The organism is Pyxidicoccus xibeiensis (assembly GCF_024198175.1).
GTDB classification, from domain to species: Bacteria; Myxococcota; Myxococcia; order Myxococcales; family Myxococcaceae; genus Myxococcus; species Myxococcus xibeiensis.
Genome location: NZ_JAJVKV010000035.1, coordinates 1 through 17,687 on the forward strand (window position 1 = coordinate 1; position 17,687 = coordinate 17,687).

Here is a 17,687-nt window from a genome sequence, read left to right on the forward strand (position 1 = left end):
AATCTCCTTGGAGCCGCGCAGGCCGACTTCCTCGGCGGCGTAGCCGATGAACTTCACGGTGCGCTGCGGCCGGTAGTTGCGGAGCATGGCCACGCGGATGGCCGTCGCGCGTGCTGGAGGCCATGGCGGACGCCAGCGAGGTGGAGCTGCACGCGCACGGGGCCTACAGCCCGGAGATGTCGGACGCGTCGCTGGTGGTGCTGGCGCCGGAGGAGGACGGGCGCTACGCGCTCTCCGCCGCCCAGGTGCGGGCCCAGCGGCTGACGGGCGCGCCGCTGGTGCTGCTGGCCGCGTGCGGCGCGGCGCGGGCCACGCCCTTCCTGCACGAGTCCTTCAGCCTGCCGGTGGCCTTCATCGAGGCGGGGGCCAGCACCGTGCTGGCCTCCACGGTGGACATCCCCGACTCGGCCGGGCGCTTCTTCGAGCAGGTGCGGGAGCGCATCCGCGCGGGCGCGCCGCCGGCCATCGCCCTGCGCGACGAGCGCCAGCGGTGGCTCGCGGCCGACGCCTCCGCGACCTGGGTCCTCGGCGTGCTGCTGTTCGAGTGACAAGAAAACCGACCCTGCACGTTCTATCCGCGCGGTCGCGCGGTGACGGCATGGCGCCGGACCCTTCCAGGCGACCCGACATGAGGGGGATGCCGTGGTGAACCAGGACCCGAGGGCAGTGGGCGCGGACGCGCCGGTGGAGAACATCAACCCCAAGGACCCGCCGCCGGAAATCACGAAGGGGCTCGTCGCCCAGCCCTACTCCGCGAAGCTGTCCGTTCCGACCTCCGCCGTGGAGAGCCCTTCGGACGAGGACGGCGGGGCGCCCCGGGCGTAGTCCGCCGTCCCATGTGTCACATGTAACAAATACAGGTTTCGTGTTTTGCGGGGCCTTTCCCACCCAGGGGAGGGCCCCGAAATTATTTTGAACAAGACGCACAAGAAAAAGGGTGGGTTGCGTCTTTGAGGAGGAAGGGCGGCGGTGGTGGTCACGCCGAGGCGCCCGACGCTGAAGGGGGGAGAGATGTTCCGCTGTGACGCACGTGGCCATGGGGAGGCCGCAGGGCTGTGGGCGCCGGAAGAGGGCCGGGGGGCCCTGAGCGGCGCCTGGGGGGCCCAGCCGGAAGTCAGCGAGGTGCAGGAGGGGGCGGTGGTGGTGAAGGGGGAGACGGCAGGTCGCGGTGAGGACCAGGGGGGGCTGGAAGTCGAGCAGTTCTACGAAGACGACCTGGAATTCCAGATCGCCAGCTTCTGAGGTTTGGCGCGAGGGGTCCGGGCGCTCCGCTCTGGCAGACGGCGTCGGGGGACGGCCGTCATCTTTGGGGTGGGCTCGTCGAGGCCTGGGGGGAACGAGCAACAGCGACTCGGTTGGAGGGGAACGAGTCCACCGGAGGGCCAGGGTGCGGCGTCCAAGGCATGAGGGAGGAACGCGCCCCAGGTCCTCCGTCTCCGGAGTGTCCAAGCACTCCGGAGGCGGGGGACTCCTGGTGTCCTGAGATAGGGTGCGGGCTCTTCGCGAGAGGAGTCCTCGAATGCGGTGTGTGAAGTGGGCGGTTCTCGGGTGCGTGCTGCTGGCCGGGTGTGCCACGCCTGCCCGCCGGGGACCGGAGGCCGAGGCGCCGCGGCTGCTGTCCTGGTCCGGGCAGCTGGCCGTGCGTGAGGCCTGGCTGGAGAAGCGCCACGGGCTGCTGCTGGAGCTGATGCGGCGGCACGGCGTGGGCATGTGGATCATCGTCAACGAGGAGTTCCACGATGATCCGCTCACGCAGTTCGTGGCGCCGCCCCGGCCGTACGCGGGCAACCGGGACGTCTTCCTCTTCGTGGACGCGGGGGCGGAGGGCCTGAAGCGGGTGGCGCTGACGGGCTACTCGGACCCCGGGCTCACGCGCTTCTTCGAGGTGTCCACCGAGGGGCGCACCGCGAAGCAGGTGCTGTCGGAGCTGGACGCGCGCTACCAGCCCCGGGCGATTGCGCTGGGCATCGGCGGCAAGCGCGGCGTGACGCGCAGCCTCACGCGCGACGGCTACGCCTTCCTGCTGGACAGCCTGGGGCCGGAGGCGGAAGCACGCTTCGTCAGCGCGGCGCCGCTCATCGAGGAGTACCTGGACACGCGGCTGCCGGAGGAGTGGGAGTACTACCGGACGCTGGTGGCGCTGACGGAGTCGGTGGTGCGGGAGGCCCTGTCGTCCGCGGTGGTGGTGCCGGGGAAGACGACGGTGGGCGACGTGCGCCGCTGGCTCTACGACAGGCTGTGGGCGCTGGGCGTGGACACCTGGTTCCAGCCGGACCTGCGCGTGCAGCGCAAGGGGCTGGCGAACAAGACCTCCCGGGGCTTCCTCGCGACGGCGACGGAGGACGTGGTCATCCAGCGTGGAGATTTGGTGCACGTGGACTTCGGCATCACCTACATGGGGCTGAGCTCGGACTGGCAGAAGATGGCGTACGTGCTGCGCGAGGGGGAGACGGACGCGCCCGAGGGGCTGAAGCGGGCGCTGGACAACACCCGGGCGCTGCAGGACGTGCTGATGCTGCGGGCCTCGCGGCCGGGCCGCTCCTCGGCGGAGGTGTACGACGAGACGATGGCGGAGATGAAGACGCGCGGCATCGAGGCGATGGTCTACAGCCACCCGCTGGGCAACCAGGGCCACGCGCTGGGGGCGCACATCGACTTCCGCTCGGCGAGCCGGAAGGAGGAGCCCAGGCTGCTGCGCAACGGCTCGTACATCGCCATCGAGCTGAACACCGCCACCGCCGTGCCCGAGTGGGACGGGCAGAAGGTGTTCGTGATGCAGGAGGACCCGGCGTACCTCACCGACGAGGGCTGGAAGTTCTTCGTGCCGCGGCAGGACGCGTACTACCTCATCCGGTAGCGCGCCTCGGAGGCCCAGGCCGATACCCGCTCCTCCTGAAACACCGACGAGGGGAGAGCCGGTCACCCGCCCGGTTCCTGGACTGCGCTTTTCCGGAGGGCTGCCTTCTTCCGGACGGCACACCGGGTGGCGGATGGTCAGCTTTCCGTCGAGGAGAGGACGATGCGTGCCGCCTCGATTGCGCTGGCCCTGGGGGTCTTCACGAGCGGGCTGTTCAGCGGCCTGCTGGCCGCCGTGCTCTTCCTGCTCCAGAAGCTGCTGAAGCGGATGTCGGGCGCGGACTTCACCCGGGTGATGCAGCGCTTCCTTCCCATGGCGCGCAAGGCCCCGGTGAACCAGGTCCTCATCCTGGCCTCCGTGCTCGCGCCGGTGGCGGCCCTGGTGCTGGGGTGGCGGGACGCGGACAGCCCCCGCTTCGTGCTGACGCTGGTGGGCGTGCTCGTCTTCACCGTGGGCACCTTCCTGGTCTCCCGGTACGGCGCCGAGCCCGTGTACGACATCATCCTCGGCTGGAACGCCTGGGCCCTTCCGGAGAACTGGATTGCGGTGCGCGAGCGCTACTTCCGCATCAACCGGGTGCGGCTCGCGTCGTCGAGCCTGGCCTTCCTGCTGCTGCTCGTGGCGGTGATGCTGCCGGAGAGGGGCCAGCCATGAGTCCGGTCTCCTCCTCGCAAGGGCGCTCCTGGCGGGCCCGCGTGCTGTCCGTCGTGGCGACGCTGCGCCAGCAGGTGCACGCCTGGAGCCAGGCCCGGCGCGCGGTGGAGCTGCCCACTCCGACGGGCCCCTTCACCGTGGGGCGGAGCGCCGTCGACCTGGTGGACCTCGCGCGCCCGGAGCCCTTCGCGCCGCAGCCAGGACGGGGCCGGGAGCTGTCCGCCTGGCTCTGGTACCCGGCGGTGCCGGAGCCGGACGCGGGCCCGGGCGCGTACCTGCCGGGCGCGTGGTGGCGCTCGGCGCCCTTCTGGGGCTTCCGGGCGAAGCGGGTGCGTGCGCACGCGGTGCCGGAGGCGCGGGTGGCGGGCGTGGGGGCGCCGCACCCCGTGCTGGTCTTCTCGCCCGCGGGCTTTCCTCCGCCCTTCTACACGGCGCTGTTCGAGGAGCTGGCGAGCCACGGCTATGTCGTCGCGGCCGTGAGCCACACGTACGAGATGCTCCCGGTGTCCGTCTTCGCGGACGGGCGCGTGCGCTGGTTCCGGCCCGCGAGCGTGGGAGGCGCGCTGCAGGTGTCGCATGCCCCGTATGCCGACGACGTGCGCAGCCGCGCGGAGGTGGTGGAGGTGAAGGCGGAGGACCTGCGGAACGTGGTGGACCGGCTGGCGCGGCTGGGCGTGGAGTCCGGGCGCTTCTCGGGGGCGTTGGACCTGGAGCGGCTGGGCGTGCTGGGCCACTCCATGGGAGGGAACGCGGCGGCGGAGCACTGCGCCCGGGACGCGCGCTGCCGGGCCGTGGCCATCCTCGACGGCGGGCTGTGGACGGCGGTGGCGCGCAGCGGGGTGGCGAGGCCGGTGCTCGAAGTCTTTGGCGAGCATCCCGAGTACGTGCAGCCCTGCGGCGAGTCCGTGCGCCGGGGCATGTTCAACTCGGAGGAGTACTGCCGCGCGGACCAGCGCCACGTGGTGCGCGGCTGGCAGCGCGTCTTCAGGGAGGGCCGGCCCGGCTACAGCCTCCAGATTCACGGCGCCGGGCACGCGAGCTTCACGGACTGCGCGATGCTGCCCCTGCGCGGCTGGTCCCCCGCGAGGATGGCGCTGGGGACCATCGACGGCCGGCGGATGCTGCGGGTGCTGGCCGAGTGCCTGCGCGCCTTCTTCGACCGGCACGTGAAGGACCTGCCCGCGCCGCTGCTGGACGACCCGGCCCGGGTGTTCCCGGAGGTGGAGTCCGCCCCGCCCGAGGTGCTCTTCGCGGTGCGGCCAGGCGAGGCGCCTCCGGGCCAGCTCTCACCGTGAAGCGCAGGGAGACGTGCGGCGTCCGTGGAGGCCTCGCCACTGCGCGTGAGGTGAAGCGCTCACGCCGCTTCCGTCGTGCCCCGCGTGGACACGTCCGCCCACGTCAGCCCGAAGCGCGCGAGGTACTTCTTCAGCCGGTCCGCGTCGTTGACGCTCTGCTTGCGCGCGCGCGACTGGGCGAAGAGCACGCGCCCCGCGTCCGACAGCGAGCGCGCCGCCCGGCAGACGCCCAGCACGTCCGCCAGTTGCACGCGGTCGAACCGGTCCAGCTCCCGGGCCAGGTCCTCGCCCAGCACCTCCGCGACCAGGTCCGTCGCGCCCGTGCGCGAGTCCGCCCGCGTCCCCGCGGGGCGCCACTGCTCGCGCAGCCGGGCAAGCTCCTCGTCCACCACGTCGCGGGTAATCCGCCCGCCCACCGCGAGCGTGGCCATGCGCAGCACGGCCGCATTGAGGTCGCGGAAGTTGCCCGTCCACCGCGCCTCCGGTGAGGTGGCGAAGCCCAGGAACCGCTCCTGCGCCTCCTTGTTCATGGTGACGCGGGTGTCCACCGCCTCCGACGCCTGGTCCAGCTCGTAGAGGAGGTTGGGCGGGATGTCCTCGGGGCGCTCGCGCAGCGCGGGCAGCCGGAAGGTCCACAGGTTGATGCGCGCGAGCAGGTCCTCACGGAACCGGCCGCGCTCCACCTCCAGCTGCAAGTCGCGGTTGGTGCCGGCGATGAGCTGGAAGTCGCTCTCCACCTCCTTGTCGGAGCCCACCGGCAGGAAGCGCTTGTCCTCCAGCGCGCGCAGCAGCATGGCCTGCTCGTCCGCGCCCAGCTCGCCAATCTCGTCCAGGAACAGCACGCCGCCGTTCGCCTGCCGCAGCAGCCCCGGCCTGTCGCTCAGCGCCCCCGTGAAGGCGCCCTTCACGTGGCCGAAGAGGGCGGACATGGCGCCGTCGCCGCGCAGCGTGGCGCAGTTGAGGTCCACGAAGGAGCCGGCCACCCCGCGCCGCGCCTTCTTCAGCGCGTAGATGCGCCGCGCGAGCTGGGACTTGCCCGCGCCCGTGGGGCCGGTAATGAGCAGCGGGGCGCGCGAGTTCATCGCCACCTGCTCGATGCGCTCGATGAGCCGGTTGAACGCGGGGTTGAGCGTGTCGATGCCGGCCTTGAGGAAGGACAGGCCCTCGCGCTGCTCCTGCCGGAAGCGCGCGGCCAGCGTGTCGTACTGCGACAAATCCAGGTCGATGAGCGTGTGCGTGCCCGCCCCGGAGCCCCGCCCCACCGGAGACACCTGCACCAGCTTCCCGGGGATGAGCCGGCTCTCCACCATCAGGAACATGCAGATCTGCGCGATGTGCGTGCCGGTGGTGATGTGGACGAGGTAGTCCTCCTCCTCCGGGTTGAAGGTGTACCCGCGCACGTGGTCCAGCAGCGCGCCGTAGGTCTCCTCCAAATCCCACGGGTCCTGGAGGTCCAGCGGCGTGGGGCGCACCTGCGTCTCCGGGGACACCTGGCGGATGTCCCCCACCAGCGTCGCCGCCAGCGCCGTGGCGTTGGGTGGGTGCAGCAGCTCCAGCCGGTGCACCACCAGGTCCTCCTGCTGGCACAGCGCCACCGTGGGCCGCCACTTCGTCCACCGCCCCGGCCCCTGTCCCGTGTCCAGCGTCGTCCCCAGCATCCCGAGGACCACCGTCCTGCGCGCCCGTGTCTTCGCCATTCAGATAGGACTTTATCCGAAGGGATAGGCGGAAGCACCTCGCCCGGAGTGGCTTCCCTCGGAAGAGGGGTTGGCACGCCGGCTGCTCTACCTCCCAACGTGACCAGGACGCAGGACGCAAGCGCCTGGGCAGACGACCGAAAGGTAGAAGCCATGAACCGCAACAACGCGAGCTACGAGGTGCTGTCGGACGAGGCGGGTCGCCCCATCAAGGCGTGGACGGTGGGTGTGCCGTTCGAGGACGAGGCGAAGAAGCAGCTGCGCAACCTCCGGGGCCTGCCCTTCATCCACAAGTGGGTCGCGGTGATGCCGGACGTGCACCGCGGCTACGGGGCGACTGTCGGTAGCGTCGTCCCCACGGTGGGCGCGGTGGTGCCGGCGGCGGTGGGCGTGGACATCGGTTGCGGGATGATTGCGGTGCGCACGACGCTGCGCGCGGACCAGCTGCCGGACTCGCTGCGTGGGGTCCGCTCGGCCATCGAGCGCGCGGTGCCGCACGGCCGCACGGACAACGGCGGCCGTAACGACGTGGGCGCGTGGCGCGTGGCTCCGGCCGCGCACCAGGACGCGTGGCTGCGGCTGATGGAGGGGTACGACACCATCGTCGCGAAGCACCCGCGCATCGGCCGTGGGCCGGACCTGGCGCACCTCGGGACGCTCGGGACGGGTAACCACTTCATCGAGCTGTGCCTGGACGAGGCGGACGGCGTGTGGCTGATGTTGCACTCCGGCTCGCGCGGCGTGGGTAACCGCATCGGCAGCTACTTCATCGAGCTGGCGAAGGAGGACATGCGCCGCTGGTTCATCAACCTCCCCGACGCGGACCTGGCGTACCTGGCCGAGGGGACGGAGCACTTCGATGACTACGTCTTCGCCGTGAGCTGGGCGCAGGACTACGCCGCCACCAACCGCCAGCTGATGCTGCACTCGGCGGTGGAGGCCCTGAAGCTGAGCGGTGAGCTGCCGCCGTTCGAGCTGATGGAGGAGGCGGTGAACTGCCACCACAACTACATCTCCCGTGAGCACCACTACGGGAAGAACTGCTTCGTGACGCGCAAGGGCGCGGTGCGGGCGCGCGAGGGTGACCTCGGCATCATCCCCGGCAGCATGGGGGCGCGTTCGTACATCGTCCGCGGGAAGGGGAACGACGAGGCCTTCCACTCCTGCAGCCACGGCGCGGGCCGGGTGATGTCGCGTGAGGCGGCGAAGAAGCGCTTCACGCTGGAGGACCACGTGAAGGCGACGGCGGGCGTGGAGTGCCGCAAGGACGTGGACGTCATCGACGAGACGCCGGCTGCGTACAAGCCCATCGATGCGGTGATGGCGGCGCAGGCGGACCTGGTGGAAGTGGTCCACACGCTGAAGCAGGTGGTCTGCGTGAAGGGGTAGGGCGGAGACGTCAACCCGAACCCCACGAGGTGACCATGCCGGGATGAAGACACCGAGGCGCCCGCTTCCCCCTCAGAGGCCGAAAGGCCGCCAGGATGGGGGGAGCGGGCGCCGCTATTTTTGGATAGGTGTCAGTCCGTCCCGGGTGGTCCGTGAGTCGCGGGGAGCGAGGAGGCTGCAGATGGTGCGCATCGACGGTTCGAAGGGAGAGGGCGGCGGGCAGGTGCTGCGCACCTCGCTGGCGCTGTCGCTGGTGACGGGGACGCCGTTCACCATCACCCACATCCGTGCGGGCCGGAAGAAGCCGGGCCTCTTGCGCCAGCACCTCACCGGGGTGAAGGCGGCGGAGGCGGTGGGCGCGGCCGAGGTGTCCGGCGCGGAGCTGGGCTCGCGCGAGCTGACGTTCCGTCCCCGGGCGCTGGCGCCGGGCAACTACCACTTCTCCGTGGGCACGGCGGGCAGCGCGACGCTGGTGCTCCAGACGGTGCTCCCCGCGCTGCTGATGGCGGGCTCGCAGTCCACGCTGATGCTGGAGGGCGGGACGCACAACCCGGCGGCGCCGCCGTTCGACTTCCTCCAGAAGGCCTTCCTGCCGCTGGTGCGGCGGATGGGGCCGGCGGTGGAGGCGACGCTGGAGCGGCCGGGCTTCTTCCCGGCGGGAGGCGGCAGGTTCCGCGTGGACGTGCACCCCGCGCCGCTCAAGCCGCTGCACCTGCTGGAGCGGGGACGGGTGCTGCGCCGCGAGGTGAAGGCGGTGGTGGCGATGATTCCCTTCAACGTGGCCCAGCGCGAGCTGGAGACGGTGGCGGGCGCGCTGAAGTGGCGGCCGGACGAGCTGCGCACCGAGGAGCTGAAGCGCTCACCGGGCCCCGGTAACGTGGTGGTGGCCGAGGTGGAGAGCGAGCACGTGACGGAGGTCTTCACCGCGTTCGGCGAGCGGGGCAAGCGCGCGGAGACGGTGGGCGAGGAGGTGGCCGCCGAGGTGAAGCGCTACCTGGACGCCGAGGTCCCCGTGGGCGAGCACCTGTGCGACCAGCTGCTGCTGCTGCTCGCGCTGGCGAAGGGTGGCTCGTTCCGCACGCTGCCGCTCGACGGGCATGCCCAGACGCAACTGGAGACGATGGCGCACTTCCTCGACGTGAAGGTCCAGGTTCGCGAGCTATCGCGTGAGGTCCGGGAGATAGAGGTACGCGGCTGAGGCGCGAGCCTCACGGGGGAGCGGCAGGCGGGCGTGAGCCCTTGCCTGGTTGTCGTGTATGGGAATTGACTCAGTGGGGGTCCGTCGCCACCCCCTTGATGGATGTTTTTGTTTTCGGCATAACATTTCATCAGCCCGGCCCGGCCTGCTCCAACGCTCCCCACCCCCTCGGGGCCTGGTCCAGGCATGCCCATGTCCCAACCGTTGCCTGCATCCCCGCCGACCGTCGAGATAGACCTCGACCGTCTCGAGCGCATCCGAGACGTGCTGTCGATGATCTCCCTCGGGGAGTTCGACCCGGCCCAGCACCTCATCCCGGTGACGGAAGAGGACGCCTTCTCCTCGTTCGAGGAGACCATCAACCTCTTCGCCCGCCAGCTCCACGCCTCGGTGCGTGAGAACGAGCTGTCCATCCAGAAGCTGGAGGGCACGCGGCGCGAGCTGGAGGAGAAGCTCTCCACCATCGAGCAGCAGCGCCTGGCCATCCGGGACTTGTCCACGCCCATCATCGAGCTGTGGGAGGACGTCCTCACGCTCCCCATTGTCGGCGTCATGGACACGCAGCGCTCGCTGGACATGACGGAGCGGCTGCTGCACCGCATCGTCCAGGGCAAGGCCCGCTGCGCCATCATCGACATCACCGGTGTGGAGGTGGTGGACACGGCGACGGCGAACCACTTCATCAAGATGGTGAACGCGGCCCGCCTGCTCGGCACCTACTGTGTCGTCACCGGCATCAGCCCGCTGATTGCCCAGACGCTGGTCCAGATTGGCGTGGACCTGCGCGACGTGAAGACGCTCGGCAGTCTGAGGGATGGGCTCAAGGAGTGCTTCCTCTACCTGCGCAACCACACCGCCCACCGCGCCCTCGACTCGAGCCGGCGCTAGCAGGCCGCGCGTCCCCACGCAGCCACACACCTCCCGGGAGTCCCTCCATGGCCAAGGTCCCCTACGCGCCCGGCATCACCGTCAGCGGCACCAGCGCCCGTGCCGTCATCGAAGCCGTCAAGTCGTTCTCCGTCCTCGTCGCCGAGCTGCTGCAGGTCCTGAAGGTCGAGACGCGGGATGCCTCCGGCGCGCTCGTCATCGACGCGAACGCCTGGTACCCGGTGGAGCACTACCTGGAGGCGTACAAGAAGATCGACACGCTGCTCGGCGGCCGCGGCCTGGAGAAGATTGGCACCCTGGTGCCGAAGAACGCCGTGCTGCCCCCGGGCCTCTCGGACGCCCACTCGGTGCTCGCCGGCACGGACATCGCCTTCCACATGAACCACTGCCGGGACGGCACGCCCATGTTCGACCCGGCGACGGGGCAGATGCTGGAGGGAATCGGGCACTACGCGTACCGCCCGGTGGAGGGGAAGAAGGAGGTCCACATGGTGTGTGACACGCCTTATCCGTGCCGGTTCGACCAGGGGCTCCTCAAGGGCTTCGCCCAGCGCTTCGAGCCCACCGCCACCCTCGTCCATGACCTCAGCACGGGGTGCCGGGCGAAGGGCGGCGCGAGCTGCACGTACATCATCACCTGGTAGGGCCGGCTGCGCCGTGGAAGACGCAGCCGGCCGGTGCGGAGCCCTCAGCTCCGAGCTGGAGCCTCGTCCGGGACGGTGCCGAAGCGCCCCGACTCGAAGTCATGAATCGCCTGCAGGATTTCCCGCTGCGTGTTCATGACGAACGGGCCCAGGTGGACGATGGGCTCGCGGATGGGCTCGCCCGCGAGGACGATGACGTGCGTGTCCTCGTCGGCGTGCAGGGTCAGGTGCTCCCCGTCGTTCGCATAGACGGCGAGCTCCCCCGAGACGACGCTCTCGTCCTGGACCGATGCGCGGCCGGTGGCGACGAGCACCATGGCGTTGTGGTGCGAGGGCACCGGCACCTCGAGGTCCGTCCCCGCGCCGAGCCTCACGTCCAGCAGGGTGATGGGCGTGAAGGTCCTCGCGGGACCCCGAGTGCCACCGTACGTGCCGGCGATGATGCGGACCGTGCTGTGGTTGAAACCTCCTTCGACGGGGACGACGGGAATCTGCTCCGCGGTGATGGGCTGGTAGCCGGGCGCGTCCATCTTCCGCGCGCGGGGGAGGTTCACCCAGAGCTGGAGCATCTCGAAGGCGCCTCCGCGCCGGGAGAAACCCTGCTCGTGGTACTCCTCGTGGAGGAGCCCGGACGCCGCCGTCATCCACTGCACGTCACCCGGACCGATGACGCCCGAGTGGCCCGCGGTGTCGCGGTGCGCGACCGAGCCCTCGAAGGCGAGGGTGACGGTCTCGAAGCCGCGATGCGGGTGCCAGCCGACGCCGCGCTGCCCGGCGGCCAGGGCCGGGTACTCGTGGCGAGGATGGAAGTCGAGCAGCAGGAAGGGGCTCACGCGCTCCTGCGTGAGGTGCCCGCTGGGGACGAGGGTGTTCACCCGGAAGCCGTCACCGACCCAGTGAAGCGGACCGCCGCGGTGGACGCTCTCGAGGGTCCGAGGGCGGGGAAGCGTGTGGGAGGGAGCGGGGGTGGAGAGGGGCTGTGTCGTCGTGCTCATGCCAGACACAGTAAGAGCCAGCGGGGCCGCGTAAATGCTCCGCGCCATGATGCTTATCATCACGTCGTGTGATGGAGCGCGTCCTGGCAGAGGGCCGTGAGGCGGTTGGCGGCCCACGTCGCGACAGGCCCCAGCGGCGAGCCCTTGCGGCGCACGAGGGCGAGGGAGCGCTTCGGAAGGAACCCGCCCTCCCACGCGGCGAGGCGCAGCGCCACCAGCCGTCCCGCCTCCAGGTCCTCACGCACCAGGTGCTCGGGCTCGTGGCCCCAGCCGAGCCCGCCCTTGATGAGCTCGTGCTTCGTCATCAAATCTGCGACGCGCCAGATGCGGGACGAGAAGACTCCCCGGTCGGCGGTGCCGGGGCTGCCCGTCGCCAGGCGCTCGCTGAGCACCACCTGGACGACGGAGGCGAGCCGCTCGTCGGTGATGACGTCCTTCGCCGAGGCCAGGGGATGTGACGGCGCGGCGACAGGAATCATCTTCAAATCAGCGATGTGCCGCTGCTCCAGGCCGGTGAGGTCCACGTCCGAGCCGGCGATGCCGAGCGTGGACCGCCGCTCGCGGACGAGCGCCGTGACGGCGGCGAGCAGCTCCACCTCGAGGGCCAGCTCCACGCCGGGGTGCGCCTGGGCGAGCTCCTTGACGAAGGCCAGGAGCGCGCTCGTGGGGAACATGGCGTCCACCGCGAGCGAGAGCTTCGTCTCCTCTCCCGCCTTGAGCCGTCCGACGAGCCCCTGGAAGGCGTTGATGTCGTCATGGAGCCGCTGGGCGGCGGCGACGACGGCCTCGCCCTTCGCGGTCAGCCGAGGAACACGGCTGCTCCTGTCGAAGAGGCGCAGGCCCAGCTGTTTCTCCAGCCGCTTCATCGCCTGGCTGACCGCGGGCTGGCCCTGTCCGAGCCGCCGGGCAGCGGCCGAGAAGCTCTTCTCCTCCGCCACGGCGCGGAGGGTGCGGAGCTGGTCGATGGTGACGCCGTCGAGCATCCACGGACTGCATCACAGGCCAGGGGGCCCGTGAAGCGCCGTCACCGGGCCCGCCATTCCCCCGGGCAGCGTCCCCGCCGGAGCATGCTTCCTCCCGGGCCTGCCTTTGCCGGTGCGTGGATGCCACGCCGCGCGCGAGACCTATCCTCCCAGGAGTGGCAGCCCGCAGGCGCCCCCTTCCGTCAGAAGAGAGCCCCCGCGCCCTGATGGCTGGCTGCTGGGAGGCGCGACGCATGTCCGAGGTGCTGGAGTACCCGGTAGGCAGGCGGCCGGAAGCCAGTCCCAAGGTGTCGGTGACCCGCGTATTCATGATTACGACGGTCGCGGCGCTCGGCGGCTTCCTGTTCGGCTTCGACACGGCCGTCATCAACGGCACCATCGGTGCGCTGCAGACGACCTTCAACGCGGGGAGCTGGGCGCTCGGCCTGTGTGTGTCCTCTGCCTTGATTGGCTCGGCGGTGGGCGCGTTCTTCGCCGGGCGGCTGGCGGACCGCTTCGGGCGGACGCGCAGCATGATGATTGCCTCGGGCCTGTTCGCCATCAGCGCGCTCGGCTCGGGGTTCGCGTTCTCGCTGTGGGACCTGGGGCTGTGGCGCCTGGTGGGCGGAGTGGCCATTGGTGGCGCCAGTGTCGTCGCGCCGACCTACATCGCGGAGATTGCGCCCGCCCACCTGCGCGGCCGGCTCGGCTCGCTCCAGCAGATGGCCATCGTCGTGGGCATCTTCGTGGCCCTGCTCGGGGACTACGCCCTGGCCGCGGGCGCGGGCTCGGCCGCCAATCTGTACTGGCTCGACTTCGCCGCCTGGCGATGGATGTTCTGGACGGGGGTGCCCCCCGCGCTGCTGTATGGCCTTGGCGCGCTCATCATCCCCGAGTCCCCGCGCTACCTCGTGGCCAAGGGGCGCGAGCGGGAAGCACTGAACGTGCTGCGCGAGACGCTGGGCGCCGCCGCGCCGCTCCGGCTGGTGGAGGTCCGGGCGTCGCTGCGCGCCTACAAGCCGGCTCGCCTTCCGGACCTGAAGGGCCCGCGCGTCGGGCTGCTGCCCGTGGTCTGGGTGGGCATCGTCCTGGCGGTGCTCCAGCAGCTCGTGGGCATCAACGTCATCTTCTATTACTCAAGCGTGCTCTGGCAGGCGGTGGGCTTCTCCGAGCACGACTCGCTGCTCATCACCGTCATCACCAGCATCACCAACATCCTCACCACGCTCATCGCCATCGCCTTCGTGGACCGCATCGGACGCAAGCCGTTGCTCCTCGTGGGCTCGCTCGGCATGGCCCTCACGCTCGGGACGCTGGCCCTCCTGTTCGCCACCGCTCCGCTGGACGCCCAGGGGAACCCGGTGCTGCAGGGAACGGTGGGGATGGTCGCGCTGGTGGCTGCGAACCTCTACGTCGTCTTCTTCGGCTTCTCGTGGGGGCCCGTCGTGTGGGTGCTGCTGGGGGAGATGTTCCCCAACCGCATCCGCGCGGTCGCCCTGTCCCTGGCGGCCATGGCGCAGTGGGTGGCCAACTTCCTCATTACCGCCACCTTCCCCGTGCTGGCCCGCGCGGGGCTGGGCTGGGCGTATGGCCTCTACACCACCGCCGCTGTGTTCTCGGTGTTCTTCACCTGGTTCTGGATTCGCGAGACGAAGGGCCGGGAGCTGGAACAGATGGGGTGACGCTGCCGGCGTAGCGTAGACTTCTCTTCCCGATGACGAACCGGAACGAAGAAGTCGACCAGTTCATGGCGAAGCTCGAGCACCCCCTGAAGGCGGAAATCGAGCTGGTGCGCTCCTCCATCCTGGACGCCAGCAAGGACATCACCGAGCACATCAAGTGGAACGCCCCCAGCTTCTGCTTCAAGGGGGATGACCGGGTGACGATGCGGCTACAGCCCAAGGGGCGGCTCCAGCTCATCTTCCACCGGGGCGTCAAGGTGAAGGACAGCAAGGGCTTCACGTTCGAGGACAGCTCGGGCCTGCTGGAGTGGGCGGCCCCCGACCGGGGCGTGCTGACGCTTCAGGACATGAAGGACGTGAAGGCGAAGAAGGCGGCGCTGGTGAAGGTCGTGAAGCAGTGGATGAAGTCGACCAGCGACTGACGGGCGCGGGCCCTCAGCGCTCGAAGCCCGCGACGAAGTGCTCGAAGGTCCTGCTCTCCACGTTCATCTGCCGGAGCCAGGCGTGGGCTTCCCCGGGCAGCCGGCCATACACCCGCACGTCGATGGGCACCACGCAGGCCAGCAGCGCCTTGAACTCCGGCCAGCCGGAGATCATGCGGATGTGCTCCATCACCTGGCCGGGGCCGGCGAACGTGATGACCGCACCAATCTCCCTGGACTCGGGCTTCGCGTAGAACCGTGCGCCCACGAGCCCTCGCACGCCCTCCGCCTCCAGCCGGCGCGCCGCGGCCCGGATGATGGCCAGGAAGGTCTCGTAGGAGCCCTTCAGCTCCAGTACCTCCACGAGGGTGATGCGTTCTCCCGCTGGCAGGCTCATCTCTTCCGCTCCTTCGCCGGGCCCCGTCTCTGCATAATCACCGCATGGAGACTGGAGCCATGACCGCCCCCCCGTTCGCCCTTGGCGCGCTGGTTGCCGCCTGCTCGCTGCTGTTCGGCTGTGCCGGTGCCTCGTCGCATGCCAGGCCCTCCCCCGGCCCGAGCCCGGAGGCGGTGGATGCGCTCTTCGCCGCCTATGAGGGGCCAGAGCATCCTGGCGCGGGCGTCATCGTGCTTCACGACGGGCAGGTCGCGCTCCGCCGCACCTATGGTCTGGCCCACCTGGGCGAGCGAGCGCCCGTCACGCCCGAGAGCAGCTTCCGCCTCGCCTCGCTCACCAAGCAGTTCACGGCCATGGCCATCCTGCTCCTCGCGGAGGAGGGCAAGCTGGGACTGGATGACCGCGTGGTGGACGTGCTCCCCGGGTTCCCCGCGTACCTGCGCGAGGTCCGCATCCGCCAGCTCCTCCAGCACACCTCGGGCATCTGGGACTACGAGGACTTCGTCACCGCCACCCACCCGGTGCAGGTGAAGGACCGCGACGTGCTGGAGCTCCTGTCCCGCAAGGACCGCACGTACTTCCCGCCCGGCAGCGCCGAGCGCTACAGCAACTCCGCCTACGCGGTGCTGGCGCTCGTCGTGGAGCAGGTCAGCGGGAAGTCCTTCGCCGGGTTCCTGCGCGAGCGTGTCTTCACTCCGGCCGGCATGGCGGCGACGGTGGCCCACGAGGAGGGCGTGTCCACGGTGGCGAAGCGCGCGTACGGCTACGCGCCGGGCCCGGAGGGCTTCCTCCCCAGGGACCAGAGCCCCACCAGCGCGGTGCTGGGCGATGGCGGCATCTACACGTCCGTGGTGGACCTGGCGGCGTGGGACTGGGCCCTGGACACGCACGCGCTCGTCGGCGCCCAGGCGCAGCGGCTCGCGTGGACGCCGGTCACGCTTCCGGATGGCACCACCGGGCGCTACGGCTTCGGGTGGTTCGTCGATGACGACGGGGGCAGGCGGCGGCTGTCACACCACGGCGAGACGTGTGGCTTCACCAACGCCATCCTGAAGTACCCGGACCAGCGCCTCACGGTCATCGTCCTGACCAACCGAGCGGGCGGGGAGCCCTGGCGGCTCGCGCAGCAGGTCGCGGACCTGTGGCTGGGCGGCGCAACGAAGGAGGGACGGCCAGCCACTGCCGCGGACCGCCCCTGGCCCTTCGAATCCATGCCCAACGCGCACTAGCTGATGGCCACGGCCCCCACTGCGAGCGCCTCGGGCGTGCGCGCCGGGCTCGCGGCACAGCCCTGGCCGGTGGTGCGCTGCTCATGGCGCTGCTCGAGCTGCCGGGCGTGAGAGTCGATGCGGCCGAGGCCCCATGGCGCATGGGGCTGTGCCACCGCCAGGTGACGAACCTGTCGGACACGTTTCGCCGGTGGGCGAGGGAAGGCGCGGCGGCCGTGCCCCTGTCGCTCTGCTCGTGGAGCAGCCGGCTCACCGGGAACGCAACCTCTTGAGTAGCGCGGAGTCCAACCTACGCAGCAGTGTATGTGCGGAGGGAGGAGGTATCCGCGTGGCCGAAGTCCCCGAAGTGGAGATCATCACCCGTGACCTGAGGCAGGCCGTCGTGGGTCGCCGCTTCACGGATGCGCAGGTGCTCGCCCCGGCGGCGGTGCGCTTCCCGTCACCGCCGGAGTTCATCGAGGAGCTGCGCGGACGGCGCGTCCTCGCCGCGTCCCGGCGGGCCAAGTTCATCCTGCTGCCGCTCGATGACGGGAAGACGCTCGCCATCCACTTCATGCTCTGGGGAGACCTGAAGCTGCTGCCCCAGGGCAGCGAGCGGGCTCCGGCGACGCTCGTCGTCTTCTCGCTGGAGGGCGGCGAGGAGCTCCACCTCACCGACACCCTGGGCTATGCGCGCGTGGCGGTGGGGAGGGCAGCGGAGCTCACGGCGCGCTTGAAGCTGGACGAGCTCGGGCCCGAGGCGCTCGACAACACCTTCACCGCGGAAGTGCTCGCGCGGCAGCTCCGGCGCCGGAAAAGCCCGCTCAAGACGGTGCTCCTCAATCAGCGCGTCCTTGCCGGGCTCGGCAACCGCGACGCGGACGAGAGCATGTGGCAGGCCGGCATCGACCCGAGACGGCTGGCGTCCTCGCTCACTCCAGAAGAGGTTGGCCGCCTGCACCGCGCCATCCGCGCCGTGCTCGAGGAGGGACTGGGCCTGCGGGGCACGCAGAAGGACCTTTTCGGTGTGCAGGGCCAGGCGAAGCACCGCCGCAACGTCTTCGGCCGCACCGGCGCGCCGTGTCCGCGCTGCACCACGCCCGTGTCCCACCTGCGCATCGGCGGACGCAATACCCACTGGTGCGTCCGGTGCCAGCCCGAGGCCGGCGCTCCCGAGTCCCCCGCCCAGGCGTCCCTGCTGTGAGCCATCAGGGCGGGGCCTGGTTCAAGACGCGGATGACTCCTGCCTGACAGGGCGGAAGGGGCGCGCCGTCGTGGAATGAGGGTTCCTTCCACGCCCCAGGGCGGGAAGACCCCCACGTGCAGCCATGCCGTGCCAGCGCCGCACGCCCCCGGGCACTTCGAGACACATGACATGGGCAGGCCCTCGGGAGGGTTT

At 70.4% G+C, this 17,687-nt stretch carries 18 protein-coding genes and 1 pseudogene; 14 read left to right on the forward strand and 5 right to left on the reverse strand.

Annotated features, from left to right (window positions below; translation table 11 throughout):
* Positions 1-101: 101 nt before the first annotated feature.
* The 6 genes and pseudogenes from LXT23_RS49255 to LXT23_RS49280 form a co-directional block, all read left to right on the forward strand.
* Positions 102-548 (forward strand): annotated as a pseudogene (locus tag LXT23_RS49255) (CHAT domain-containing protein); the annotation flags it as partial.
* Between the two features lie 94 nt (positions 549-642).
* Complete coding sequence (locus LXT23_RS49260; protein ID WP_253987515.1) at positions 643-825, forward strand: hypothetical protein; 183 nt, start codon at positions 643-645, stop codon at positions 823-825.
* Positions 826-1,011: 186 nt separating this feature from the next.
* Positions 1,012-1,242: a hypothetical protein gene (locus tag LXT23_RS49265; protein WP_253987516.1), complete on the forward strand. Its 231-nt coding sequence runs from the start codon at positions 1,012-1,014 to the stop codon at positions 1,240-1,242.
* A gap of 277 nt (positions 1,243-1,519) precedes the next feature.
* Positions 1,520-2,857, forward strand: coding sequence for a M24 family metallopeptidase (locus LXT23_RS49270; RefSeq protein ID WP_253987517.1), 1,338 nt, complete (start codon positions 1,520-1,522; stop codon positions 2,855-2,857).
* Between the two features lie 162 nt (positions 2,858-3,019).
* On the forward strand, positions 3,020-3,511 hold the full coding sequence (locus tag LXT23_RS49275) for a hypothetical protein (protein ID WP_253987518.1): 492 nt from the start codon (positions 3,020-3,022) through the stop codon (positions 3,509-3,511).
* Positions 3,508-4,806 carry an alpha/beta hydrolase family protein gene (locus LXT23_RS49280; protein WP_253987519.1) on the forward strand — a complete coding sequence of 433 codons (1,299 nt, stop codon included), beginning with the start codon at positions 3,508-3,510 and terminating at the stop codon, positions 4,804-4,806. The genes LXT23_RS49275 and LXT23_RS49280 overlap by 4 nt, the downstream gene beginning before the upstream one ends.
* A gap of 59 nt (positions 4,807-4,865) precedes the next feature.
* Here the strand turns inward: LXT23_RS49280 and rtcR are convergent, their stop codons facing one another.
* On the reverse strand, positions 4,866-6,503 hold the full coding sequence (rtcR, locus tag LXT23_RS49285; protein ID WP_253987520.1) for an RNA repair transcriptional activator RtcR: 1,638 nt from the start codon (positions 6,501-6,503) through the stop codon (positions 4,866-4,868).
* Between the two features lie 153 nt (positions 6,504-6,656).
* Here rtcR and LXT23_RS49290 point away from each other — a divergent pair, with 153 nt between their 5' ends.
* The 4 genes from LXT23_RS49290 to LXT23_RS49305 all read left to right on the forward strand — a co-directional run bounded on the left by LXT23_RS49290 (position 6,657) and on the right by LXT23_RS49305 (position 10,622).
* Complete coding sequence (locus tag LXT23_RS49290; protein ID WP_253987521.1) at positions 6,657-7,892, forward strand: RtcB family protein; 1,236 nt, start codon at positions 6,657-6,659, stop codon at positions 7,890-7,892.
* Positions 7,893-8,073: 181 nt separating this feature from the next.
* Positions 8,074-9,090 carry an RNA 3'-terminal phosphate cyclase gene (gene rtcA, locus LXT23_RS49295; RefSeq protein WP_253987522.1) on the forward strand — a complete coding sequence of 339 codons (1,017 nt, stop codon included), beginning with the start codon at positions 8,074-8,076 and terminating at the stop codon, positions 9,088-9,090.
* A 192-nt stretch (positions 9,091-9,282) separates the two neighbouring features.
* Positions 9,283-9,978 carry an STAS domain-containing protein gene (locus LXT23_RS49300; protein ID WP_253987523.1) on the forward strand — a complete coding sequence of 232 codons (696 nt, stop codon included), beginning with the start codon at positions 9,283-9,285 and terminating at the stop codon, positions 9,976-9,978.
* 47 nt (positions 9,979-10,025) lie between these two features.
* Positions 10,026-10,622 (forward strand): hypothetical protein, encoded by a 597-nt coding sequence (locus tag LXT23_RS49305; RefSeq protein ID WP_253987524.1) that lies wholly within the window; start codon positions 10,026-10,028, stop codon positions 10,620-10,622.
* Between the two features lie 44 nt (positions 10,623-10,666).
* On the opposite strand, the gene LXT23_RS49310 is transcribed toward LXT23_RS49305, so the two are convergent.
* Both LXT23_RS49310 and LXT23_RS49315 read right to left on the reverse strand, forming a co-directional pair.
* Positions 10,667-11,617: a pirin family protein gene (locus LXT23_RS49310; protein ID WP_253987525.1), complete on the reverse strand. Its 951-nt coding sequence runs from the start codon at positions 11,615-11,617 to the stop codon at positions 10,667-10,669.
* A gap of 59 nt (positions 11,618-11,676) precedes the next feature.
* Positions 11,677-12,600 carry a LysR family transcriptional regulator gene (locus LXT23_RS49315; RefSeq protein ID WP_253987526.1) on the reverse strand — a complete coding sequence of 308 codons (924 nt, stop codon included), beginning with the start codon at positions 12,598-12,600 and terminating at the stop codon, positions 11,677-11,679.
* Positions 12,601-12,833: 233 nt separating this feature from the next.
* Here LXT23_RS49315 and LXT23_RS49320 point away from each other — a divergent pair, with 233 nt between their 5' ends.
* Positions 12,834-14,261 (forward strand): sugar porter family MFS transporter, encoded by a 1,428-nt coding sequence (locus LXT23_RS49320; RefSeq protein WP_253987527.1) that lies wholly within the window; start codon positions 12,834-12,836, stop codon positions 14,259-14,261.
* A gap of 32 nt (positions 14,262-14,293) precedes the next feature.
* Positions 14,294-14,683, forward strand: coding sequence for a DUF1801 domain-containing protein (locus tag LXT23_RS49325; RefSeq protein ID WP_253987528.1), 390 nt, complete (start codon positions 14,294-14,296; stop codon positions 14,681-14,683).
* A 13-nt stretch (positions 14,684-14,696) separates the two neighbouring features.
* Here the strand turns inward: LXT23_RS49325 and LXT23_RS49330 are convergent, their stop codons facing one another.
* Positions 14,697-15,080 carry a hypothetical protein gene (locus tag LXT23_RS49330; protein WP_253987529.1) on the reverse strand — a complete coding sequence of 128 codons (384 nt, stop codon included), beginning with the start codon at positions 15,078-15,080 and terminating at the stop codon, positions 14,697-14,699.
* 59 nt (positions 15,081-15,139) lie between these two features.
* On the opposite strand from LXT23_RS49330, the gene LXT23_RS49335 reads away from it, so the two are divergent.
* Positions 15,140-16,309, forward strand: a complete 1,170-nt coding sequence (locus LXT23_RS49335) for a serine hydrolase domain-containing protein (protein ID WP_253987530.1) — start codon at positions 15,140-15,142, stop codon at positions 16,307-16,309.
* Here LXT23_RS49335 and LXT23_RS49340 read toward each other — a convergent pair.
* Positions 16,306-16,464, reverse strand: coding sequence for a hypothetical protein (locus tag LXT23_RS49340; protein WP_253987531.1), 159 nt, complete (start codon positions 16,462-16,464; stop codon positions 16,306-16,308). The two genes, LXT23_RS49335 and LXT23_RS49340, sit on opposite strands and share 4 nt — an antisense overlap.
* 173 nt (positions 16,465-16,637) lie before the next feature.
* Here LXT23_RS49340 and mutM point away from each other — a divergent pair, with 173 nt between their 5' ends.
* Positions 16,638-17,492 carry a bifunctional DNA-formamidopyrimidine glycosylase/DNA-(apurinic or apyrimidinic site) lyase gene (mutM, locus tag LXT23_RS49345; protein ID WP_253987532.1) on the forward strand — a complete coding sequence of 285 codons (855 nt, stop codon included), beginning with the start codon at positions 16,638-16,640 and terminating at the stop codon, positions 17,490-17,492.
* Positions 17,493-17,687: the final 195 nt, after the last annotated feature.

What these genes read in the sequence shown, in the direction of transcription:
- LXT23_RS49265 (WP_253987516.1), top strand. Translation starts at nt 1,012, where the DNA reads ATGTTCCGCTGTGACGCACGTGGCCATGGGGAGGCCGCAGGGCTGTGG.
- LXT23_RS49270 (WP_253987517.1), top strand. Translation starts at nt 1,520, where the DNA reads ATGCGGTGTGTGAAGTGGGCGGTTCTCGGGTGCGTGCTGCTGGCCGGG.
- LXT23_RS49275 (WP_253987518.1), top strand. Translation starts at nt 3,020, where the DNA reads ATGCGTGCCGCCTCGATTGCGCTGGCCCTGGGGGTCTTCACGAGCGGG.
- LXT23_RS49280 (WP_253987519.1), top strand. Translation starts at nt 3,508, where the DNA reads ATGAGTCCGGTCTCCTCCTCGCAAGGGCGCTCCTGGCGGGCCCGCGTG.
- rtcR (WP_253987520.1), bottom strand. Translation starts at nt 6,503, where the DNA reads ATGGCGAAGACACGGGCGCGCAGGACGGTGGTCCTCGGGATGCTGGGG.
- LXT23_RS49290 (WP_253987521.1), top strand. Translation starts at nt 6,657, where the DNA reads ATGAACCGCAACAACGCGAGCTACGAGGTGCTGTCGGACGAGGCGGGT.
- rtcA (WP_253987522.1), top strand. Translation starts at nt 8,074, where the DNA reads ATGGTGCGCATCGACGGTTCGAAGGGAGAGGGCGGCGGGCAGGTGCTG.
- LXT23_RS49300 (WP_253987523.1), top strand. Translation starts at nt 9,283, where the DNA reads ATGTCCCAACCGTTGCCTGCATCCCCGCCGACCGTCGAGATAGACCTC.
- LXT23_RS49305 (WP_253987524.1), top strand. Translation starts at nt 10,026, where the DNA reads ATGGCCAAGGTCCCCTACGCGCCCGGCATCACCGTCAGCGGCACCAGC.
- LXT23_RS49310 (WP_253987525.1), bottom strand. Translation starts at nt 11,617, where the DNA reads ATGAGCACGACGACACAGCCCCTCTCCACCCCCGCTCCCTCCCACACG.
- LXT23_RS49315 (WP_253987526.1), bottom strand. Translation starts at nt 12,600, where the DNA reads ATGCTCGACGGCGTCACCATCGACCAGCTCCGCACCCTCCGCGCCGTG.
- LXT23_RS49320 (WP_253987527.1), top strand. Translation starts at nt 12,834, where the DNA reads ATGTCCGAGGTGCTGGAGTACCCGGTAGGCAGGCGGCCGGAAGCCAGT.
- LXT23_RS49325 (WP_253987528.1), top strand. Translation starts at nt 14,294, where the DNA reads ATGACGAACCGGAACGAAGAAGTCGACCAGTTCATGGCGAAGCTCGAG.
- LXT23_RS49330 (WP_253987529.1), bottom strand. Translation starts at nt 15,080, where the DNA reads ATGAGCCTGCCAGCGGGAGAACGCATCACCCTCGTGGAGGTACTGGAG.
- LXT23_RS49335 (WP_253987530.1), top strand. Translation starts at nt 15,140, where the DNA reads ATGACCGCCCCCCCGTTCGCCCTTGGCGCGCTGGTTGCCGCCTGCTCG.